The organism is Pseudooctadecabacter jejudonensis, assembly GCF_900172275.1.
GTDB classification, from domain to species: Bacteria; Pseudomonadota; Alphaproteobacteria; order Rhodobacterales; family Rhodobacteraceae; genus Octadecabacter; species Octadecabacter jejudonensis.
The window spans coordinates 140,562-159,892 of the sequence record NZ_FWFT01000002.1 but is presented as its reverse complement, the minus strand read 5'-3'; the positions used below and the strand labels follow the sequence as shown (position 1 = coordinate 159,892).

Below are 19,331 nucleotides of genomic sequence, written 5' to 3'. Positions count from 1 at the left end.
CATTTACATGTTGTGTGCAACGATACCGATGCGGATGGGAATAATCTGATTGTATCCATTACGGAATTCGTGACTGACAAGTGCGATCCTACCTGCATCTTGCTTCCGCACGAACATCCTTGGCTTTCTAAGCCTAAATCATATGTTGCTTACCGCTTTGCTCAGGTCCGACCCGCATCAGCTTTAGAGACTGGTATAGCTCGGAAAATTTTCGTCCCAAAAACCGATATGAATGCCCAGGTCTTTCTGAAGGTTGCGAACGGAGTTTGCAAATCGCCTGAAACACCACAACTTATAAAAACATACTTTGGTTGTAGATTACCTGCCATGAAGCCTTAGTGGTCGACTATCCACCTCACCCCCTTGACCAACCCCACCCCACCCCCTATCAGACCCCATCGGCTCAGCCCCAGATTCGTCTGGGGCTTCGTCGTTGTCTCGCGCGTTGCACAGCTGCGCGCAAAAGGCATCTAAATTGGGCACCTACGGGGGCCTCAACCATATAGGCCCCACCCGTTGGGGCCGCCAAGCAAACGGAAGAAGCTAACATGGCACTCAAGTCGTATAAACCGACGACGCCGGGCCAGCGTGGGCTGGTGCTGATCGACCGTTCGGAGCTTTGGAAAGGACGTCCTGTCAAATCCCTCACTGAGGGTTTGACCAAGTCGGGCGGTCGGAACAACACCGGACGGATTACATCACGTCGTCGTGGTGGTGGCGCAAAGCGTCTCTACCGGATCGTAGATTTCAAGCGCAACAAGATGGACGTCGAAGCGACCGTCGTACGCATTGAATATGACCCCAACCGCACCGCCTTTATCGCTCTGGTCCAGTACACAGACGGTGAACAGGCCTACATCCTTGCCCCGCAGCGCCTCGGCGTTGGTGACAAGGTGATTTCCGCCGCCAAGGCAGACATCAAGCCAGGCAACACAATGCCGTTCTCTGGCATGCCCATCGGTACGATTGTTCACAACATCGAAATGAAGCCCGGCAAAGGCGGTCAGATCGCCCGTGCTGCTGGCACCTACGCACAGTTCGTGGGCCGCGACGGGGGTTATGCCCAGATCCGTCTCAGCTCTGGTGAACTGCGTCTTGTCCGTCAGGAATGCATGGCCACCGTTGGTGCTGTGTCCAACCCCGACAACTCCAACCAGAACTACGGTAAAGCGGGCCGCATGCGCCACAAGGGCATTCGTCCGTCTGTCCGTGGTGTTGTCATGAACCCGATCGACCACCCACACGGTGGTGGTGAAGGCCGGACATCTGGTGGTCGTCACCCTGTGACACCTTGGGGTAAGCCCACGAAGGGCGCCAAGACACGTAACAAGAACAAAGCGTCCAGCCGGCTTATCGTCCGGTCCCGGCACGCCAAGAAGAAGGGTCGTTAACTATGGCTCGCTCCGTCTGGAAAGGTCCCTTCGTGGACAGCTACGTGCTCAAGAAAGCCGAAGCTGCCAAAGAAAGCGGCCGCAACGACGTGATCAAAATCTGGTCCCGCCGTTCCACCATCCTGCCCCAGTTCGTTGGTCTGACGTTTGGCGTCTACAACGGCCGGAAGCACATCCCAGTCTCCATCACCGAAGACATGATCGGTCAGAAGTTCGGCGAATACAGCCCGACCCGCACCTATTATGGCCATGCGGCTGATAAAAAAGCGAAGCGGAAGTAAGTCATGAGCAAGGATAAAAATCCCCGCCGCGTGGCTGACAACGAAGCAATGGCGAAAACGCGCATGCTTCGCACATCCCCGCAGAAACTGAACCTCGTCGCCCAGATGATCCGTGGGAAATCCGTGGACAAGGCTCTGGTCGATCTGACGTTCTCCAAAAAGCGCATCGCGCAGGACGTGAAGAAATGCCTTCAGTCTGCGATCGCCAACGCCGAGAACAACCACAACCTCGACGTCGATGAACTCATCGTCGCAGAGGCCTTCGTGGGCAAAAACTTGACGATGAAACGCGGTCGCCCACGCGCCCGTGGCCGTTTTGGCAAAATCATCAAGCCCTTTGCAGAGCTGACCATCAAAGTGCGCCAAGTTGAGGAGCAAGCATAATGGGTAACAAAGTAAACCCCGTCGGCATGCGTCTTCAGGTCAACCGCACCTGGGACAGCCGCTGGTACGCCGACACCAAGGATTACGGTGACCTCCTTCTCGAAGACCTGAAGATCAAGGACTTCATCAAGAAAGAGTGCAAGCAGGCCGGCGTCAGCCGTGTCATCATCGAACGTCCGCACAAAAAGTGCCGCGTGACCATCCACACTGCACGTCCTGGCGTGATCATCGGCAAGAAAGGCGCGGACATCGAAACGCTCCGCAAGAAACTTGCTGCAATGACCGACAGCGAACTGCACCTCAACATCGTTGAGGTCCGCAAGCCTGAGCTGGACGCAGCCCTCGTGGGTGAATCCATCGCGCAGCAGCTGGAACGTCGTGTGTCCTTCCGTCGCGCCATGAAGCGTGCGGTGCAAAACGCGATGCGCATGGGTGCCTTGGGTATTCGTGTGAACCTCGCGGGTCGTCTTGGCGGTGCCGAGATCGCGCGGACTGAATGGTACCGTGAAGGCCGCGTGCCTTTGCACACCCTGCGTGCCGACATCGACTACGCCCACGTTGAAGCGATGACGCCTTATGGCATCATCGGGATCAAAACATGGATCTTCAAAGGCGAGATCATGGAACACGATCCAGCTGCACGTGACCGCCGTCAACAAGAGCTTCAGGATGGTCCTGCCCCACGTGGCGCCCGTCCGGGCCGTGACCGCTAGGAGGTTTGAACAATGCTTCAGCCAAAGCGCACTAAATTCCGCAAGATGCACAAAGGCCGGATCAAGGGCGAAGCCAAAGGCGGCTCCGATCTGAACTTCGGCACATACGGCCTCAAAGCGACCCAGCCAGAGCGTGTGACAGCACGTCAGATCGAAGCTGCACGTCGTGCCATGACGCGTCATATGAAACGTCAGGGCCGTGTTTGGATCCGCATCTTCCCGGACACCCCGATCACCGCCAAGCCCATCGAAGTTCGTATGGGTAAAGGTAAGGGCTCCGTGGATCGTTGGGCATGCAAGGTCAAACCTGGCCGCATCATGTTTGAGATCGACGGCGTGAACGAAGACATCGCCCGTGAGGCCCTGCGCCTTGCTGCGATGAAACTTCCTCTCAAAACCCGCACCGTGGTCCGCGAAGACTGGTGATTTTCACAACGTGAAAATCGCCACGTGCGTGGCCATCGTTTCGCAGAAGCGATGAAAGCGCGCCCCGTCAAAATCAAGCCCCCCGTCGAAACATCGGCGGGGGGTTTCTTTTGTAGGAAACGTCGGCTTTGAACGCATTGCGGAATTGGCGATCCGAACATGGTCTGGACCACGCTGTTGGGGCCGCGAATTGGCTTTGGGAAACGTGGCAATCGACAGCAAATGGCGTGGCTGTGGCCATATAAAAATCAACGTCTCGGATCTGGTCCAAGTGGACCGCGTGCATCCACGGGTGTCCGTCATCCTGACGAAGACAAATAGACCTGTTCCGTTTGGTTGCCCCCTAAGACACCGCACCGAACTGTCTGGTCCGGTCTTCGGTCGCCTTTTGTCCACGCGGCCAGCGCAGGAAGATGATCGTTTCCCCGAGAATTTCATTTTCCGTCAGCGTCTTCGGCAAATCCTCAAGCGGACAGTCAAGCAGGACTTCACCCGTCCGTTGCGCCTTGCAGGCAATTTGCACGTCAAACTGAACGTCTGGATGTTGCGTGCTCAGACGGTGTACAATGCGTTCGGCCGCACCGACCGCCATGTATAGGGCCACGCAGGTTCCGGGGCGGATTTCGGCGATGGCATCTGGGACAGCATAGCCATCCGTACGGTGTCCGGTCGACAGAACCAGCGTGTCCACGCCTTCGCGGTCAGTTAAGCTTTGCCCTGCACTTGCTGCAGCCGCGCAGGCCGCAGTGACGCCGGGGACGATCTCGAACGGGATGCCCGCTGCGGTCAGCGCATCGGTTTCCTCGCTGCTGCGTCCAAAAATCCCCGGATCACCGCATTTGAGACGCACGACGCGTTGGCCGCGTTTGGCGGCCGACACCAGCGTTTGGGTGATCTTTTCCTGCGGCCACGAATGGCATCCCGGCGCCTTTCCGACATAGATACGCTCCGCGTCGCGACGGGCCAGTTCCAGGATTTCAGGGTCAAGCAGGCGGTCGTAGTAGATCACATCGGCCTCTTGCAGGCGTTGCACGCCGCGCAAGGTGATGAGGTCTTTGGCCCCCGGGCCTGCGCCCACAAGGCTGACACTCCCGCCTTGGGATGTGCCGAAATCGCCGGTCTCAATGGCCGACTTGATGCGCTTTGCGGTCTCCCGCTCGGCCCCGCTGGCGAACATGCGGCGCGGCGTGTCATTAAACACCCAGCGCCACAGATCGCGCCGTGCGCGCGGGGCAAGTCGGGCGGCGGCTGCCACACGCATCCGACCCGCAAGGGCAGCAAGATCACCCAGACGCGGTTCAAGGCTTTCTTCCAGTTTCGTCTTGATTTGGCGAGCAAGCACGGGCGCTGTGCCTTCGGTGCCAATGGCAACGACCACCGGATCGCGGTCCACAATGGACGGTGTAATCGCATCACACAGGTGCGGTTGGTCCACGACGTTCACGGTCGCGCCTGCGGCCTTCGCCAGCGCGTGCAGCGCCGCGTCCAGACCCGGACAGCCCGTTGCCACAAAAACAAGCGCGGTGTCTGCAAAGACACGCGGCGTGATCGGGCCGATGCGATGGATCACACGGCCTGCGGCGGCCAGATCGGCCAGTTCAGGGTCAAGGTCCGTCGCCAACACCTCAATCCGCGCCTGTGTCTTCAGCATCAGGCGTGTCTTTTGCGCGGCCTGTTCGCCACCCCCAACGATCACAACGCGGCGGCCAGCCATTTGCAAGAACATGGGAAAGGTCTTCATGCGGTACGACTTTCTGGTTGGTGGCGCGCCTCCCAAAGGGCACGCGCCAGTTTATCGGCCTTTTCAACCGTCGGTGCTGCTTTGAGCGCATAAAGCGCCAGCCCTGCTGTGCCGGTGACCGTTGCAATGGCAAACGCATCATTGAGATGGCCGTGCCACAAGGCTGACAGGTCAATCGCATGGCCCGTTTCGTGCAGGCGGCGGGTGTTGTTGGTCGCGGCAGGGGCGGGCGTCTGGATGTGGGCCCCGTCACGCAGGCCGAATACACAGATGTCTTTGGACGGATGGCGTTCAAACTCGCCGCCGCCGCCCTTGATGATCGCCAGATTGCGCTGTCCAAGACGCTCGGCCGCACGGGCCTGCAACCCGCGATAGGAGGGATGAAACACGCCTTGCACGCTGACGGGCGCCCCGCTCGGGTTCCACATGCGCAGCACCGTGTTGATGCAGGACCGCAGTCCAAACGTGTCGCGCAGGCCCAACATATCAAAGGCCGCAGGACAAAGCGTTTCCAAAGGGGCGTAGCCGACGTCCGGTCCAGCAAGATCCAAGGCCGCGCGCACCGACGCCGCAGCGGATTGATGCGAATTCCAACCGTGCAATGACACACGGTAGCCTGCCTGCGCGACCAACCTGGCAGACAACAAAAACAACGGCGCACCGCGACTGCGTCCTGCCGCATAAGACGGCCAATCAAGGTCTGCAGCAGGTATCGCGCCAGATACATGCGCGCGCAGGGCCGCCGTGAACCCTGCAATCTCTTCCGGTGTTTCTCCACGCAACCGCAGAACCATCAGCAAGGCACCGATGGCTTCCGGTGCGGCCTTGCCGTTCAGGATCAGCGCCATTGCGTCGCGCGCCTCGTCCAGGGTCAGGGCCCGTGCCCGCCCGGCGCCGCGGGCGACAATGCGGACAAACGGCGCAAGGGTCATTCAGCCGCCATCGGCAGGGATCCCGCCGCCAGCAATGCCGCAAGCTCGGGCTTGCATGATCCGCAATTCGTGCCCGCGCAGGTCACCTCCCCCAGTGCCATAACGGTTCTGGCCCCGCCCGCCACGGCTGACAGCAACGTCGTACGGCCCACATTGAAGCAGGCACAAACGGTCGGGCCTGGATCCGGCAAATCGGCCGCTCCACGCCCAGCAAGGGCCAAAAGAGGCGGCGTGTCGGTGCCAATCAATGCGCAAACGGCGCTGCGTGCTGCAACAACCGGACGCGGTGCAACGAACAAAAGGGCCTCAATCACATCGTCCCTATGCAGGGCCACGCGGGTCGTGCCGCTGGCCCGATCCGTCTGTACAGATATCTGCGCATCCATGACATCCGCCAGCACCTGCGCCTCGGCGCACCAGTCATCGGGGGTCTGATCTGAGGCCAGTTCCGCCTGCCACCCCGTTGCCGTCCGCGCAACGGCGGCATAGGGCGTACGCGGCACAGGCCGCGTGCGGCACGCAAGAAACCCATACCACGTTGCACCAAAGACGGTTGCAGTCACGCCGCCAGATTTCAGCGCCGGTTGCCCCGAAACGGGGTCAACGTCCGGCGCGGTCAGGCTGTTGATCGTGCCACTTGTGGTGCGTTGGCGGGTCCAATGCATCGGTGCGAACAGCTGGCCTTGGGGCGCGCGATCCGTGATCAAGGCGCGCAACAGGGCCGAACCGAAGGGGCTTTCAACCTTTAGAATTGCACCGGGGCCGGCCCCCAACTCGACGGCATCGCACGGATTGATCTCCAGGTAGGGTTCCGCCAAATGCGCGCCCAACCGGGCGGATTTTCCCGTGCGGGTCATCGTGTGCCACTGGTCGCGGTTGCGTCCCGTATTCAGCGCAAAGCGCGGCTGCGACAGCGCGGGCGACGTTACCGGAACCATGCGGGCCTTGCCATCTGGATGATAGAACTGCCCGTCCGCAAAAAAGCGTTTATCGTCCTGCGGCCATTGCGTCGGGATCAGGTTGGCATAGTCGGCATCGGCAAAAATGCTTAGGTCCAGATCGCGCGGGAACGCGGACAGCGCCGCGTCCAATGCGACATATTCGGCAAAGATGTCGGCAGGTTTCCGGTAGGCGAAGGCGTCAGCAAATCCCATGCGGGCCGCGACATCGCTGATGATCCGCCAATCGGCGCGCGCCTCGCCGGGTGTTTCCAAAAACGCCCGCTGGCGCGAAATGCGCCGCTCAGAATTCGTGACCGTCCCGTCTTTTTCCCCCCAGCCTGCGGCGGGTAACAGCACATGGGCAAGGTCATTGGTATCCGTCGCCTCAAGCATATCTGACGTGACCACAAACGGCACATTGGCAATCGCCGCTGCCACGCCGTCACTGTCCGGCAAGGACACGGCAGGGTTTGTGGACATGATCCAAAGCGCCTTGATCTTGCCGGCCGCGCAGGCGGCAAACAGATCAACCGCCTTCAGCCCCGGTGTGGTGCAGATCGTCGGGCTGTCCCAGAACGCCTGCACAGCGGCGCGGTGGTCCGGATCGGCGATGTCCAGATGATTGGCGAGCATGTTGGCCAGCCCGCCCACCTCGCGTCCGCCCATCGCATTGGGTTGGCCTGTCACGGAAAATGGCCCGCAACCGGGTTTGCCAATCCGCCCCGTCGCAAGGTGACAGTTCAGGATGGCGTTGACCTTGTCGGTGCCGCTTTGGGATTGGTTCACACCTTGGGAATAAACCGTGACGACTTTGTCGGTGCGCGCCCAAAGATCGAAAAACGCGGCAAGCTCAGGCGCGTTTAATCCGGTGTCGGCCACATCGGTATCCTTGGCCGTCGTGACGGCCTCGGCCAATCCGTTCACATGCGCTGTGGCATAGTTGGCGTCGATGCGGCCCGCCTCTGCCAGATGCGCAAGCAGGCCGTTGAACAGCGCAACATCCCCGTCGGGCGCAATGCTCAGGTGCAGATCCGCCAGATCGGACGTGGCGGTGCGGCGCGGGTCGATATTGACGATGCGCATGTTGGGGCGCGCCTCTTTCGCCGCCGCAATCCGTTGATAAAGGACCGGATGACACCACGCGAGGTTGGAGCCAACGAGGACAATCAAATCGGCCTCTTCAAGGTCTCGATACGTGCCCGGAACAGTGTCGGTCCCGAACGCGCGTTTGTGCCCCGCAACGGACGACGCCATGCAAAGCCGCGAATTCGTGTCCATGTTTGCCGCCCCGATGAACCCTTTCATGAGCTTGTTGGCGACGTAATAATCCTCGGTCAGCAATTGCCCGGACGCATAAAACGCCACGCTTTCTGGCCCGTGTTCGGCAATCGCGGCGCTGAAGTTTGACGCTACAAGATCAAGCGCGCTGTCCCAGTTTGTGCGAACGCCGTTGACCTTCGGATGCAGCAGCCGACCGTCCAGATCAATCGTCTCCCCTAAGGCCGCTCCTTTGGAACACAGCCGCCCGAAATTGGCGGGATGATCAGGATCGCCCTTGATCGTGCCGTCAGCGCCAGCCAGAACCCCGCAGCCCACGCCGCAGTAGGGACATGTGGTGCGGGTGAGGGTCATGCAGCAGCCTCGGATGCGGGCCGGGCCTTCAGGAACGCGCGATCCAGCAGGATGCGCCCGTTATCCACCCGCGCCGGATAGGTCGCAACGCGCCCTTCATCCGCACCTTGCGCTTCGCCGGTTTCCAGCGAAATCACCCAGTTGTGCAGCGGGCACGTCACCGCTTTGCCGTGCACGATCCCTTCCGCCAAAGGCCCCGCTTTGTGCGGGCAGGCATTGTCGAGGGCATAGACCTCATCGTCAGCCGTCCGAAACACTGCGACGCATCCCAGCGCGGTTTTGATCATCCGTGCACCGCGCGGGGGGATGTCGTCCAAAGGGGCAATGTCAATCCAGTCGGTCATTCCGCAGCCTCCAGGGTAAGATTGGCAAGGGGCTGATAGCGTTCGGTCTGCTTTGCCACGTGATCGGCCCAAGGATCGTGACGATAAATCGTCTGGCTGAGTTCGAACCTCTCAACCAATGCGTCGCGATCTGCCTCTACCCGTTCCTTGATCCACTCAAGCCCCACCTTGGCCATCCATTTGTAAATCCGGTCGAGGTATTTTGCGTTCTCACGATACAGCTGCGTCACCGCCTTGATGGTCAGAATTGCGTCGTCTTCCGTGCCGACCTGCATCAGCAGTTCGGTTTCCTTGACGTCCATGCCAGCGGCCCCACCGATGCTGATCTGATAGCCGCTGTCGACACAAACCACACCGATGTCCTTGCACGTGGCCTCGGCACAGTTGCGCGGACAGCCCGACACACCGAGTTTCAGCTTATGCGGCGTCCAAGCCCCATGCAGCGTCTGTTCCAGCTTGATACCAAGGCCGGTACTGTCCTGTGTGCCAAAGCGGCAGTGATCCGTGCCGACACAGGTTTTCACGGTCCGCAGCCCCTTGGAATAGGCATAGCCCGACACCATGCCCGCATCGTTCAGGTCTTTCCAGATCGCAGGCAGGTCTTCGCCGCGCACGCCCAACAGGTCGATGCGTTGACCGCCGGTGACCTTGACCGTGGGCACCATGTATTTATCCGCCGCGTCAGCAATGGCGCGCAGTTCTTTCGGGGTGGTGATCCCCCCCCACATGCGTGGCACGACGCTATAGGTCCCGTCCTTCTGGATGTTGGCGTGTTTGCGTTCGTTGATGAACCGGCTTTGCGGGTCGTCTTTGTATTCCAGCGGCCAATCGGCCAGCAGATAGAAGTTCAACGCAGGGCGGCAGACGTGGCACCCATCGGGCGTTTTCCAGCCGCATTCCTGCCAGACGGCAGGCATGGACGTCAGACGCTGGGATTTGATCATGCGCCGCACGTCTTCGTGGGTCATATCTGTGCAGCCGCACATGGAGGCTGCAGCGGGGATCACGAACTCATCGCCCAGTGTCACCGCCAACACTTGTTCCACCAGCCCCGTGCAGGTGCCACAAGACGCGCTGGCCTTGGTCGTGGCTTTGATCGCGCCCAGATCAGAGGCGCCCGCCGCGATGGCGTCTTCGATTTGCCCTTTGCAGATACCGTTGCAGCCACAGATCTCCGCGTCACGCGGTAAGGCTGCAACAGCTGCTAAAGGGTCCAGGGGGGTCCCCCCTTGATAGGCGGGGCCAAAGATCAGCGTGTCGCGCATGTCCGCGATGTCGGTCTTGTCGCGGATCAGGCCGAAGAACCAGTTGCTGTCGGCGGTGTCACCATACATCACGGCCCCGATGACAACGTTGTTCTGCACCACCAACCGGCGATAGACGCCGCGCGCCGGGTCGCGGAACACGATATCCTCGCGTCCCTCCCCATCGGCAAAATCACCCGCACTGAACAGATCACATCCCGTGACCTTCAGCTTGGTGGACAGCTCCTTTTGCACGAAGGCATCCGTTTCACCCATCAGGGTTTTCGCGGCCACCTTGGCTTGGTCATACAGCGGTGCGACAAGGCCAAAGATCGCGCCGTTATGTTCAACGCATTCGCCCACGGCCAATACATCGGCGTCGGACGTCAGCATCTGGTCATCCACATGGATGCCACGGCCTACGGCCAATCCTGCCTCCTGCGCCAGCTTCACATTGGGCCTGATGCCCACAGCCATGACCAACAGATCACAGGGCAGCTCAGTGCCATCATCCAGCAAAAGTGCGCGGACGTGACCGTCCTTACCAAGAATCTCCTTAGAGTTGGCCGAGCATTTGACAGTGATGCCCTTGTCGATCAGCGCCTTGCGCAACAGATACCCCGCAGCCTCATCCAACTGACGTTCCATCAGATGGCCCATGATGTGCACAACGGTCACATCGACCCCGCGCGCGGCCATGCCCGCAGCGGCCTCAAGTCCCAACAGGCCGCCACCGATGACGACACAGGTATTGTCTGGCCCAAGGCCCATCATTTTCTCGGTGTCTTCCAGATCGCGGTAGGCGATGACGCCGTCCAGATCGTGACCGGGCAGGGGGATCATGAAGGGGGTGGACCCGGTCCCGAAGACCAATTTGTCGTAGTCCAGTGTTTCGCCGGTGGTCAGCGTCACGGTTTTGGCGGCGCGGTCCACGGTGTCCACGAAACAGCCAAACCGTGTTGCGATGCCGTTGTCCGCATACCATGCGTCATCATGGGTCACGATCTCTGCATAGGTTTTTTCACCCGACAACACGGGGGACAGCATGATGCGGTTGTAGTTGCCGCGTGGCTCCCCGTTGATGAGAGTGATGTGGTAATCTGCCTTCGCCTCGACCAGCGCCTCAAGCATCCGGCCTGTGGCCATGCCTGCGCCGATCACGATCAGTTTCTGGGTCATCTCGGTCACTCCGCTGCGATGGCTTTGGGTTTCGGTTTGGCGCCGTGCTCATATTCCTCCAGGAAATCGAGGACTTCTTGCCGGTAGGCGTAGTAATCTGGATGTTCCAGAAGCGCCTTGCGGGTGCGGGGACGCGGCAGCTTCACATCAGTAATCTTGCCGATGGTCGCCTGCGGTCCGTTGGTCATCATCACAACGCGATCCGCCAGCAAAATCGCTTCGTCCACATCGTGGGTGACGCAAATGGCGGTCACCTTGGTGCGCGACCAAACCTCCATCAGCACTTCCTGCAATTCCCACCGGGTCAGGCTGTCAAGCATCCCGAAGGGCTCATCAAGCAGCAACAACTTGGGCGACAAGGCAAAGGCACGTGCGATCCCGACACGTTGTTTCATCCCGTTGGACAAATCAGCCGCGCCCTTGTCCATGCTGTCGGCAAGCCCAACGCGTTCAAGGTAGTATTCGACCACGTCCTGACGTTCAGCCTGGGACGCGCGGGGATAGACCTTGTCCACCCCGATCGACACGTTTTCCTTTGCCGTCAGCCAGGGAAACAAGTTGGGCGACTGAAACACCACAGCGCGCTCAGGGTCAGCGCCTTCGACGTTCCAACCATCCAACCGGATCGCGCCCTTGCTGATCGGGTTCAGCCCCGCGGCCATCGTCAGCACCGTGGATTTGCCACAACCAGAATGGCCGATAAGCGAAATAAACTCACCCTTGTTGATCTTCAGATCAAAGTTCTCGACCACCGTGAGAGGGCCTTTGGGCGTCGGATAGACCTTATCAAGCTGGGAAAAATTCAGGTATTTCTCATCAATGCCACCCTCTTGCGCCTGTTTCACCGCCGCAGGGACATTGTGGATCGGCGTGACTTTGGGCAGCGTACGGCTTTCTTCAACCTTCGCGGCGATGCCGACATCCATCAGGTAATTCGTGACCTCAGCGCGAAGGGTCTTGAAATCGGGGTTGGTGTTCATCGCCACCCGGTCGCGCGGACGCGGGATGTCGACTTTGAATTCATCCCCCAAGGTGCCGTCGGGGTTCAAAGCAATGATGCGGTCGGCCAAAATAATCGCCTCGTCCACATCATTGGTGATCAGCACGCAGGTTTTCTTGTCGGCATCCCAGATCGCTTCGATTTCGTCTGCAAGGTTGGCACGTGTAAGCGCATCAAGCGCAGACAGTGGCTCATCCAGCAACAACATCTCAGGGTCCATCGCCAGCGCGCGGGCCACGTTGACCCGCTGGCGCATCCCGCCGGACAATTCAGCAGGGCGGCGGGTGGCGGCGTGGGACAGGCCCACCATATCGACGTAATGCGCGACCTTTGCAGCCCTCTCAGCCTTGGACATGTCCGGGAACATCGTATCGACGGCCAGCGCGACATTGCCGTGCACCGTCAGCCAAGGCATCAGCGAGTAGCTTTGGAAAATGACCCCCCGTTCGCGGCCCGGTTCCGTAACGGGAGAGCCCTTGAAGCTGACCGTGCCGCGTGTGGGGTGTTCAAGCCCCGCCATCAGATTGATCAGCGTCGTCTTACCCGTGCCCGAGAAGCCGAGGATAACGACAAACTCGCCCTCTGCCACATCAAGGTTGATGTCTTTCAAAACCGGCGTATCGCCATAGCTCTTCGAGACGTTGGTGAATTGAAGAATGCTCATACCGATCACCGATTGTTGCTGAAGGTGAACATGGATTGCAGCGCATACATCACGCGGTCCAGCAGGAAGCCGATGATGCCGATGGTGAACACGGCGACCATGATGCGGGCCAGCGACTGCGACGATCCGTTCTGGAATTCGTCCCAGACGAATTTGCCCAGACCGGGGTTCTGCGCCAGCATTTCGGCGGCAATCAGCACCATCCAGCCAACACCAAGGGACAGGCGCAAACCCGTGAAGATCAATGGCAGGGCCGAGGGCAGCACCAGTTTGGTGATCTTGGTGTAGGTGTTCATTTTCAAAACACGGGACACCGACACGAGGTCTTTGTCGATGCTGGACACACCCAGTGCGGTGTTGATCAGCGTCGGCCAAAGCGAACACAGCGTCACGGTGATGGCCGAGATCAGGAACGACTTCGAGAACATGCCGTCGCTGGTCGTATAAGTCGCCGACACGATCATGGTCACAATGGGCAGCCACGCCAGCGGAGAGACCGGTTTGAAAATCTGAATAAGCGGGTTCAACGCGGCGTTGGCCGTGGCCGACAGACCAGCTGCAATACCGAGCGGGATCGCGACGATGGACGCAATGAGAAAGCCGAAGAAGACCGTTTTGATCGAAGTCCAGATTTGGTCGTAGTAGGTGGGCTTGCCGGTATAGACACGGTCGCGGACTTTGTCGGGCTCCCCATTTGCGATGTGTTCAGCGTTGCGTTCGTCTTGGCGGACATAGAACGCCGCCTCGCGTTCGCCCTCGCGCACCGCGTCGGCACGCAATTCGCCAACCTGCTCCCAGACCTGTGCCGGTCCGGGCACGGCACCAAGGGACGTTTGCACCTTTGGTGCCAAGGTGGCCCAAAGTCCGATGAACACCGCAATTGCAAGCAGCGGAACCCCAAGCAGGCGCCAGATTTCCTTGGCCTGTCCGCGTGGGTTGTCCCCGGCTACGGCTTTCAAAATGGGTGTCATCCATGACAGACCCAACACGCGAAACCACGCGTCGGCCTTGTTGATACGGGCAAACCGACGTTGGCGGCGGGCCTCTGCGTCGAGTGTTGTGGGGTCAATCGCGGTCATATCGGGTGTCCAACTGCTGCTTTTGAGGGAAAGGAGAAAGGGCCGCCCGCGCCGCGATTGGCAGCACGGACAGCGGTTGTTTAGCCCTGAACTTCGCCGTCGATGACGGTCTGGCCGGACTTCAGGCCAATCGGCAGGCTGTCGATGTAGGCATTGGGGGCGCGGCCGTCGTAGGGGATGGCATCAATAATGTCAGACGCTGGCGTCGGGGCCTTGAACCCGTCGCTGTCCCACGGGAAATCCGCCTCGTTTGCCATGCCTTCGTCGACCAACAGGCGCGCCGCCTCAAGGTAAATGTCAGGGCGGTACACGTCAGCGGCGGTCTCAAAATACCATTCATCGGGCATCGTCTCGCTGATCTGGCCCCAGCGGCGCATCTGGGTCAGATACCAAATGGCGTCCGAATAGAACGGGTAGGTCGCGTTATAGCGGAAGAACACGTTGAAGTCCGGGGCAGGGCGCACGTCTCCTTTTTCAAACTCAAAGAAACCGGTCATGGAATTGGCGATGACTTCTGCGTCAGCCCCCACATATTCGGGGCGCGACAACATTTGCACCGCTTCTTCGCGGTTGGCGTTGTCGTTTTCATCCAGCCAGATCGCGGCGCGGATCAGCGCCTTGGTCAGGGCCAGTGTTGTGTTTGGATATTCTTCGGCAAACTCGGCGGTGATGCCAAAGACCTTTTCAGGGTTGTTCTTCCACATGTCGTAGTCGGTGATCACCGGAACGCCGATGTTCTTGAACACGGCTTGCTGGTTCCAGGGTTCGCCCACGGCGTAGCCAAAGATCGTGCCGGCCTCCATCGTAGCGGGCATTTGCGGCGGCGGCGTCACCGACAGCAACACATCTGCGTCAATCTGGCCGGAAATATCCTGTTCGCTATAGTACCCTGGCTGCAACCCGCCAGCCGCCAGCCAGTAGCGGATTTCGTAGTTGTGGGTCGAGACAGGGAACACCATGCCCATGTTGAACGGCTCGCCGCGATCCAGATAGTCCTCAACCACGGGCGCCAACGCGCTGGCGCTGATCGGATGCTGGGGGCGGCCGTCATCCATAAGCGGAACATTGGGGCGCATTTCCTCCCAGATTTCGTTGGATACGGTGATGGCATTGCCGTTCAGGTCCATGGAAAAGGGCGTGATGATATGCGCCTCGGTGCCGTATCCAATCGTTGCGGCCAAGGGCTGCCCGGCCAGCATATGCGCGCCGTCCAGCTCTCCGCTGATCACACCGTCCAAAAGCACTTTCCAGTTGGCCTGCGCCTCAAGCGTCACAAACAGGCCTTCGTCCTCGAAATAGCCAAGCTCATAGGCCACAGCCAAAGGCGCCATATCGGTCAGCTTGATAAAGCCAAGCGTCAGGTCTTCCTTTTCCAGATCGAGGGATTGGGCCGCAACGGACGTCGCCAACAGGCTGGACGTCGCCAAAAGCACCGCGAGTGTTCTTCTCATGTTCAGATCCTTTCCTTGCCCGGGGGGCAAAACAAAAAAAGCCGCACGTAAAGATCACGGGGGAGAAAGTCCGTGGTCCCTACGAGCGGCATTGCTCTTGATTGATGCGCGGCCTGCGTCGGTCTGCGCGAGTGAGTAGGCGTCGTTGCCCCTTGCACTCACGATGGGGCGTCCTGCGGGCAAAGCGCAACGGCAATGCTGCAGCGCCGCATGAAATCCGGCAGGAATGTAAAGACTGCCTAAAAAATCATCAGTTTTCAGCCGGAAAGTCGAAGGTTCTGCCATCAAAGAAAGCATCCGGGGCGAGAATCATATGGCCTCCCGTCGATGCCACTGCCGTTTCAAACCGCAAAGCACCTTCGATTTTCTCCGAAGCGCCCGGCATGTCGGCCCCGATCCCGCCAAGGTTCCGGCGATACAGATCAGACCTGAAACAGGACTTTGCGGTCTGGATGCCGGTCGCATCCGCGCCAAGTTGCCGGGCGATCCATGCCGCCTGAGAGCGCCACGGAAAGGATGCCGCGTGTTTGTGGAACTGCATAAACCGCGCCACCGTCTGTGGGGCATGGTTCAAGCGCGGCGTAATCTGTCCTGTCAGCGCGGGGTCAATCAGGTCGGGCGACATGCTCAGATGTTCGCTGCGGGCCAAAATTTCCACCGCAAGCGTCCGGTTTTTGTCCGCGTCAAGCCAGGCAGAGGCGCGAAAAACGGCCCGCATCAGACGCGCCGCGGCATCTTCATTTGCGTTTGTCCAGTCATGGCGCACGGCCAAAACCTTTTCGGGCGCGAACCCCCAGACATCCTTGCCTGTCATCATCACCTGTCCGACGTTTTGCTGGACGGCAACGCTGCCCCACGGCTCGCCGACCCAGAACGCATCGACAAACCCGTTGGCAACAGCATCTGCCATGCGCGGCGGCGGCACCACGATCTCCTCCGTCTTCAGGCCATCCACCGACGAAGCCCAATAGGACAGCAAAAGTCGATGCATAGAATAATGAAACGGGACGCCAATCCGCAGCGGACCCGACGTGCGCGCGGCAAGGGCCGCCAACAGCCCTTGTGCATCACCAAAGGGCACCTCGCCTAGGTCTGCCGCAAGTGCGTTCGACACGCCGAACACCGTACCGTTAACCGACAGGACCATCAGCGCGTCCACCCGTGCAGGCAATCCACCCAGCCCGATCGACATGGCAACCGGCATCGGGGAAAGCATATGGGCGGCGTCCAGATGACCCAGCGCAAGCATATCTCGCAACGCCGACCAGGACGGTTGCGCCACAAGGTTAAGCACCAGCCCCTCTTCAGCTGCAAATCCAAGGTCCTTTGCGATCACCAAGGGTGCACAATCCACCAATGGGACGTAACCGCAGTTCAGGACAATATCGCTCATGACAGCAGGTCCGCCGCCGTGACCAGCGCGTGCGCCACGTCGATCACCTTTCGGTTCTGCCCCATCGCCGTCTTGCGCAGCAGCGTGTAGGCATCATCTTCGGAGATGTTGCGCTGGCGCATCAGGATGCCTTTGGCGCGATCAATGGTTTTGCGATCCTCAAGCGCCTGTTTCGCGGCATCCAACTCCGACTGCATTTGCCGCATGATTTTGAACCGGGCGATGGCCGTCTCAAGGACCGATTTTATCCGCTCCATCTTGAGGCCGTCGACCACATACGCACTGACCCCAGCGTTCAGCGCCGCCTGCGTCAAGGCATCGTCGGTCTGATCCACGAACAAGGCAACCGCGCGCTTGGAGGTTTCCGAGGCAAACGAGATATGTTCAAGCGTGTCGCGGTCAGGATTGCTGAGGTCGATCAGAACGATATCCGGAACAAATTTCTTGACCGTGCGGTCCAAGGCCGAAATCTGTGCCAGCGCTTTGACATCCGTCCATCCGGCCTCCGTCAAAGCGCTGATGATCCCCTGCACGCGCTCGGGGTCAGGTTCAACGATGAGAATGCGAAGATCACGGTTCATGACGACGTCATTTGAGCCGGTCATCAGAACGTCAATGGCGGGTGAGACCCTAAAGAGCGCAAACGACTTATCCGCAGCCAAATTGAGCATTCGTTGTTTGATTGCCCATCTTTTCTACACATTGAAAGTCACGCTGATGGATATCGAGGAGAGGCCCGCCCATCCGACGAATGATCCTTCCTTCAGTCAGTTGGGCGACCATCACGCCACGATCAAAGGGAGATGCTTAAAAAATGTGGCAAGGAGAGTGCGGGCCGCTGTTCAACCAGCAGCAGCTTCGCTTTGCGCTGTTCGTACGGCCAGAGTGTGCGGCAAAACCTCTGTCTTGGGTCCCCCGCAATCTGTCGCTGCGAAGGGCCGGTTTGGCGAAGTTTGCCGCAGCAAAGCGATGGACATGCGGCGCCTGCAGGCATGTGCTGCGTCAGCAAAGCCGACAAATCCTGTTCCGCTTCGTTGGCACAACGGACCTTTGGCCTCACACCCCCCAAATCGCCCGCATGCCCCCATCAAATACGGCCCACGACATCGACGCTGAATTGCCAGCATAGCCTTCGTAATATGACCGCCCGTTGGGCAGCGGCAGGCCGGCCCAGATCTTTGCCAGATTGTGCATGAACACCAACCTGTCCATGTCCCCTGCCTTAAACGCCGACAGCCCCGCGTCCTCCAGCAAAACCACCGCCAACGCATCCTGCACGCCAGGTGTAAACGGTGTTTCGGGGCCGAATCCGCGGATCTGCGCCACGCGGCGCAGGGTCGGGGGGATGAACTGGTAGCGACCAATGGCGTGCGGCTGTCCGGGCGTTGCATCGATCCACGCATAAATGTCGCCCAACGTCATCTGCGTTGGCGGCAAAGCAGGTCGGATACGCGCGCCATATTGCACCGCATCATAGCCCTTAGATCCTGCCTCCGCCTCGGCAATCAGGCTCAACAATTGATCAACCGGGGTGCTGCCCGTACTTCGCGGTGCCACAAAACGGGCATTCGTGGTGGGCAATGCAGCCCTCTCGGGCCGAGCAAACAGGCCCGCCTGCGCGCCCGCAAACAAACTGCCCTGCGCGGTCGCGACGGCCACTTCATTGCGTGGAAACAGCGATTGCAATTCCGCCCGCACCCCGCTGGCCCAGACCACACACATCACAAAGAAAATCAGCCGCATATCACCATCCCGTTCTGAGATGGCGCAGGCCTAACGCCCAACCCTTACCAAGGCCTTATCGGCCTTCCGGTGAATGCTGACAATTTTAGACGTCTAGGCCCATTTGTAGTTAAAGCTGACCGAAATCCGGTCGTCTTCGGACATGTTCATCGGCACTTCATGGCGCAGCCAGCTTTCCCACAACAGCACATCCCCCACGGCGGGTTTCACATAGACAAACTGCTGCAGTGCCTCATCCGCATCCTTGCGGCGGGGTGGGGTCGCCATCATCATCTGCGCGCGCGGGTCCTCCAACTTCAGCGCAGATGCGCCCTCAGGCATCTTCACGTAAGTGGTGCCCGAGATCACCGAATGGGGGTGAATGTGGCTGGTGTGAATGCCACCCTCGGGCAGGATATTGATCCAGATATCTTCCAACACCAAATCGCGCCCATCCAGATCAAACGCCAGATCCTCGGCAAAGGTGGCCACATGGGCATCCAACGCCGCCTTTACCTCCGCAAAGATCGGAAACCGCCACGGCAGGTCCGTCAACGACGCATAAGAAGTGTAACCCGGAAACGCGTTCTCCTCACACCACTCCTGCCCGGCCTCATCATCCTCAGCGATGGAATAACACGACGCGCGCAACTCATCGGCGTCAATGGGGCCAAGCGGGGCATGGTAAAGGCGGGTCACAAAGAGGGATTTAATCTGGGCCATGTGTGTCGTTACCGCACGGATTGGCGCAATTCAACGCGCCATAGCGCACAAGTCTGGCCAGACATCGGCAGACGCCTTACCCTTTGCAAAA

At 59.6% G+C, this 19,331-nt stretch carries 17 protein-coding genes; 5 read left to right on the top strand and 12 right to left on the bottom strand.

Features of this window, described 5'->3' with window-relative positions; all coding sequences use genetic code 11:
* Window positions 1-548: 548 nt before the first annotated feature.
* The 5 genes from rplB to rplP are packed head-to-tail and all read left to right on the top strand — an operon-like array spanning window position 549 to window position 3,195.
* Window positions 549-1,391 carry a 50S ribosomal protein L2 gene (rplB, locus tag PSJ8397_RS05880; protein WP_085863668.1) on the top strand — a complete coding sequence of 281 codons (843 nt, stop codon included), beginning with the start codon at window positions 549-551 and terminating at the stop codon, window positions 1,389-1,391.
* Between the two features lie 2 nt (window positions 1,392-1,393).
* Window positions 1,394-1,672 carry a 30S ribosomal protein S19 gene (gene rpsS, locus PSJ8397_RS05875; protein WP_085863667.1) on the top strand — a complete coding sequence of 93 codons (279 nt, stop codon included), beginning with the start codon at window positions 1,394-1,396 and terminating at the stop codon, window positions 1,670-1,672.
* Window positions 1,673-1,675: 3 nt separating this feature from the next.
* Window positions 1,676-2,056: a 50S ribosomal protein L22 gene (gene rplV, locus PSJ8397_RS05870; RefSeq protein ID WP_085863666.1), complete on the top strand. Its 381-nt coding sequence runs from the start codon at window positions 1,676-1,678 to the stop codon at window positions 2,054-2,056.
* Window positions 2,056-2,769, top strand: coding sequence for a 30S ribosomal protein S3 (gene rpsC / locus PSJ8397_RS05865; protein ID WP_085863665.1), 714 nt, complete (start codon window positions 2,056-2,058; stop codon window positions 2,767-2,769). Before rplV ends, rpsC begins: the two co-directional genes overlap by 1 nt.
* 12 nt (window positions 2,770-2,781) lie before the next feature.
* Window positions 2,782-3,195: a 50S ribosomal protein L16 gene (rplP, locus tag PSJ8397_RS05860; protein ID WP_085863664.1), complete on the top strand. Its 414-nt coding sequence runs from the start codon at window positions 2,782-2,784 to the stop codon at window positions 3,193-3,195.
* A gap of 343 nt (window positions 3,196-3,538) precedes the next feature.
* Here rplP and cysG read toward each other — a convergent pair whose 3' ends face one another.
* From cysG to PSJ8397_RS05795, 12 genes are all read right to left on the bottom strand, one after another.
* A complete protein-coding gene (gene cysG / locus PSJ8397_RS05850; RefSeq protein WP_085863662.1) occupies window positions 3,539-4,936 on the bottom strand; it encodes a siroheme synthase CysG in 1,398 nt (465 codons plus the stop codon).
* A complete protein-coding gene (locus PSJ8397_RS05845; protein WP_085863661.1) occupies window positions 4,933-5,868 on the bottom strand; it encodes a glycosyl transferase family protein in 936 nt (311 codons plus the stop codon). The genes cysG and PSJ8397_RS05845 overlap by 4 nt, the downstream gene beginning before the upstream one ends.
* On the bottom strand, window positions 5,865-8,441 hold the full coding sequence (locus PSJ8397_RS05840; protein WP_085863660.1) for a nitrate reductase: 2,577 nt from the start codon (window positions 8,439-8,441) through the stop codon (window positions 5,865-5,867). Before PSJ8397_RS05840 ends, PSJ8397_RS05845 begins: the two co-directional genes overlap by 4 nt.
* Window positions 8,438-8,785 carry a nitrite reductase small subunit NirD gene (nirD, locus tag PSJ8397_RS05835; RefSeq protein WP_085863659.1) on the bottom strand — a complete coding sequence of 116 codons (348 nt, stop codon included), beginning with the start codon at window positions 8,783-8,785 and terminating at the stop codon, window positions 8,438-8,440. Before nirD ends, PSJ8397_RS05840 begins: the two co-directional genes overlap by 4 nt.
* The gene (gene nirB / locus PSJ8397_RS05830) at window positions 8,782-11,208 is read right to left on the bottom strand and encodes a nitrite reductase large subunit NirB (RefSeq protein ID WP_085863658.1); all 2,427 of its coding nucleotides are present in this window, start codon (window positions 11,206-11,208) and stop codon (window positions 8,782-8,784) included. The genes nirD and nirB overlap by 4 nt, the downstream gene beginning before the upstream one ends.
* Window positions 11,209-11,213: 5 nt before the next feature.
* Complete coding sequence (locus PSJ8397_RS05825; protein WP_200811287.1) at window positions 11,214-12,872, bottom strand: ABC transporter ATP-binding protein; 1,659 nt, start codon at window positions 12,870-12,872, stop codon at window positions 11,214-11,216.
* Between the two features lie 5 nt (window positions 12,873-12,877).
* Window positions 12,878-13,951 carry an ABC transporter permease gene (locus tag PSJ8397_RS05820; protein WP_085863656.1) on the bottom strand — a complete coding sequence of 358 codons (1,074 nt, stop codon included), beginning with the start codon at window positions 13,949-13,951 and terminating at the stop codon, window positions 12,878-12,880.
* Window positions 13,952-14,031: 80 nt separating this feature from the next.
* Window positions 14,032-15,402: a CmpA/NrtA family ABC transporter substrate-binding protein gene (locus tag PSJ8397_RS05815; RefSeq protein ID WP_085863655.1), complete on the bottom strand. Its 1,371-nt coding sequence runs from the start codon at window positions 15,400-15,402 to the stop codon at window positions 14,032-14,034.
* A 250-nt stretch (window positions 15,403-15,652) separates the two neighbouring features.
* On the bottom strand, window positions 15,653-16,795 hold the full coding sequence (locus PSJ8397_RS05810) for a CmpA/NrtA family ABC transporter substrate-binding protein (RefSeq protein ID WP_085863654.1): 1,143 nt from the start codon (window positions 16,793-16,795) through the stop codon (window positions 15,653-15,655).
* Window positions 16,792-17,376, bottom strand: a complete 585-nt coding sequence (locus PSJ8397_RS05805) for an ANTAR domain-containing response regulator (RefSeq protein ID WP_085864264.1) — start codon at window positions 17,374-17,376, stop codon at window positions 16,792-16,794. Before PSJ8397_RS05805 ends, PSJ8397_RS05810 begins: the two co-directional genes overlap by 4 nt.
* Window positions 17,377-17,851: 475 nt before the next feature.
* Entirely contained in the window at window positions 17,852-18,538 is a 687-nt protein-coding gene (locus PSJ8397_RS05800) for a lysozyme family protein (protein ID WP_085863653.1), read from the bottom strand.
* A gap of 93 nt (window positions 18,539-18,631) precedes the next feature.
* Window positions 18,632-19,240: a 2OG-Fe(II) oxygenase family protein gene (locus PSJ8397_RS05795; RefSeq protein WP_085863652.1), complete on the bottom strand. Its 609-nt coding sequence runs from the start codon at window positions 19,238-19,240 to the stop codon at window positions 18,632-18,634.
* Window positions 19,241-19,331 lie beyond the last annotated feature (91 nt).